The organism is uncultured Gemella sp., from assembly GCF_963515875.1.
GTDB lineage: Bacteria > Bacillota > Bacilli > Staphylococcales > Gemellaceae > Gemella.
In genome coordinates, this window is the sequence record NZ_CAUPZX010000075.1 from 1 (window position 1) to 3,054 (window position 3,054).

The window sequence follows — 3,054 nt, forward strand, 5'->3', positions numbered from 1 at the left end:
ATCAGTTAAGATTTTACCTTCTTTTAGTTTAGTAGCTGCATCAACTTCAGTAAAGCTAACTTCAGTTCCTTTGTATGTAAGTTTAGAAACTGTGAATGGTTTGTTGCGCATTAAGAAGTTAGAATCATCTTGTCCTTCTTTAACTTGAATAGTGTATTGATATTTATCACCAACTTTTTCTACTTTAACATCTTTAACGAATGCTTTTTCATAGATTGAAGCTTTACCTGTTGTTCTACCATATAATTCCCCTTTTACAGTAGTAGGGAAAGTAGTAGGTACTTTATCAGCAGTTACTGCATGATCGGCAACTGTAGGTGCAGCAGGTGTAGGGTCTTCTTTAGGTTTCACCGGTGTAGGAGCAGGTGTTGCTGGTTTTGGTTTAGTAGGAGCCACTACATCTTCAATTTTAGCAGGTCTTTCTGTATATGGTGTTGCAGTTATATAGTATAGTTGCAATGTAACAAAGTGAGACATTAATGCTCCATTAGGATAAGGAGCAGTACCATCTAATTGAATTTTTTCTAAAAGTTTATCAGTAATGATAGATCCTTCTTTTACTGAAGAATTTCCGTTTGTTGCTAAAGTAGTTAATGGAATATCTTTACCTTGGTATGCTACTTTGTGTAATTCGAATGGATAGAATTCTCCACCTACATCAGCAAGACCTTTTTTGAATCTTAGAGTATATTTGTATTTATCTCCAACTTTTTCAACTTTAACATAACTATCTAATGCAGAACCGTATAATGATTCTTCATCGTTGTTGTTGGCATTTCTAAAGTGTCCTTGAACGTGAATAGGGAAAGGTTTTTTGATTTCTCCTTTATATTCAACGTCTTTATTTGGATTATCGTATGTAGCGGCTTGATAGTTATCTGCAGTTACTTTTTTTCTAGAAAGTGAAGTTAAGTCAAATTTTAAAGTCATTTTTTGAGTTCCGAAAGCTGGATTAATTGAAGCCATAACAGGAACAAACACTTCAGTATATGTTTCTAGTTTATTATTTGAATCGATTTTATTTTTATCCACATTATAGTTAACTGTTTTTGGATAAACAGTACGATTTGGGAATTGTTTTTTGTATGCATCTACAAAGTTATCAGTTTCACTGGCACTATAATTCTCAACTATAGTTGAGTCTTTAAACTCGTTATTTTGAATTTCTTTACGATTTTCATGAGTTTTATCACCATCATAGTATTTTAAGTCTCCTAAGTAACCTGTAAGACCACCAAATGTGATAGGTTTAAATGAAACATTTACAGAGTATTGACCATTTTTTACAATTAATTTTGTTTTATCATTGTCGATTGCAGCTGCAGCCATAGAAGGGCTACCTTCTTCATAGAATTTTAAGGCTTCAGCAGTAATCTTGTATTCACCATCTTTTAAAGCTTTAACATCTTGTGGTACAGTAGCAGGTTCTTCAGCGTTATGAGCTGAAGTAGTACTTGTAGCAGCAGCTGGTGCAGTAACTGCTGTCGCTGGAGCTGTTGTAGTTGTTGCTGGAGTAGTTGGAGCAACTGCTGTAGGAGCGGTTGCTGTTGCTGGATTGCTTGCAACAACAGGTGTTTCTGCTGCATAAGCAAAGCTATCTTGATCATATGCTTCAATAGCTGCAATTGCTGAGAATATAGCAGTCGCAGACAAAACTTTTAATAATGTTGTATTTTTCATATAAATAAGGGTCTCCTTTATTTTGTATTTAAATTAGATTTTATTGTTTTGATTAAATATTGAATCGTTATCACTATTATATTACAAAAACAACAAAAAATAAAGAAAAAAATGATAATTAGTATCATTTAAACTCTAAAATAGGAGTTTTTTTCTCGAAAGATTCAAATATAAGTCACAATTTAGACACAATATAAAAAAACAAATGGGTTTAGAAATTTTCTGAACCCATTTGATAATGATTATTATTTATTAGTTTTTCTACGTAATAATACAGCAGAAAGTAATGATATTAATCCTAAGAAACCAGTAGCTGTAACAGTCGTTCCTGTTTTTGCTAATGTTTTATTATTTGTAGCTACGTGTTTTATTTCTTGAACATTTGTTTTTGTTGCTTCTAAATCTGTGTTGTTAGTTAAAGAATTTCTATTGAATTCTGGAAGTACAGATTGAACCGGTGCATTATCTTTGTATGATGTAGGTGTATTAGTAGGTGTTATATTAATGTTAGAAGCAGCTTGGTTCGTTGTTACATTTTTAATAATAGTGTATAAGCTGAAGTGATTTGTAAAGAATGTTAATTTTCCATCTTTATAGATACTTGGAATTTTTTCAAGGTTATTATCATTTACATAATAAACCTCTATTTTTTCATTCTCATTAGCTAATAGTGCTACAGTAACGGTACGAGTTTCACCTTTTTTATCGATTATATTTCCTTTTTCATCTTTAAAATGAAGATCAATCGTTTTTATTACTTGCATGTTTTTATCAGCATTTTTAACTAAAGATTCTACTTTATTTGTATTCTTTTCGTCAGCTTCTACGGCTACAAATTGAGTTGCTTTAATATTAGAGTTGTTAAATGAAACACTAATGTTACTAATTTCACCCACGTTTTTCACAGTAGCTATCAAAGTATCTTTAAGAGTAGCATTATTTATAATTGCTTTAAACTTTTCTTTTTCATCTTCTGAAATACTGCTATCTTTCATAATACCATCGACCGTTTCAGATTTTAGTTTTTCTAATTTTTCAGTTTCCACTTTTTTTCTAGCAAGTATTTCTGCTTTGATACGAACTTTTTCTGCATTTTCTTTGGCAAGTTTTTCTTTTTCCGCCTGAGCTTTGGCAGCAACTTCTTTTTCTAATCTTTCTTTTTCAAGACGAGCGGCTTCCTCTTTTTCTTTGGCAAGTTTTTCTTTTTCTGCCTGAGCTTTGGCAGCAGCTTCTTTTTCTAATCTTTCTTTTTCAAGACGAGCGGCTTCCTCTTTTTCTTTGGCAAGTTTTTCTTTTTCTGCCTGAGCTTTGGCAGCAGCTTCTTTTTCTAATCTTTCTTTTTCAAGACGAGCGGCTTCCTCTTTTTCTTTAGCA

At 32.1% G+C, this 3,054-nt stretch carries 2 pseudogenes; both read right to left on the reverse strand.

What is annotated here, in order from left to right:
• Positions 1 to 1,680, reverse strand: a pseudogene (locus tag RWL85_RS08500) (peptidase); the annotation flags it as partial.
• A 245-nt stretch (positions 1,681 to 1,925) separates the two neighbouring features.
• Positions 1,926 to 3,054: pseudogene (locus tag RWL85_RS08505) on the reverse strand (peptidase); the annotation flags it as partial.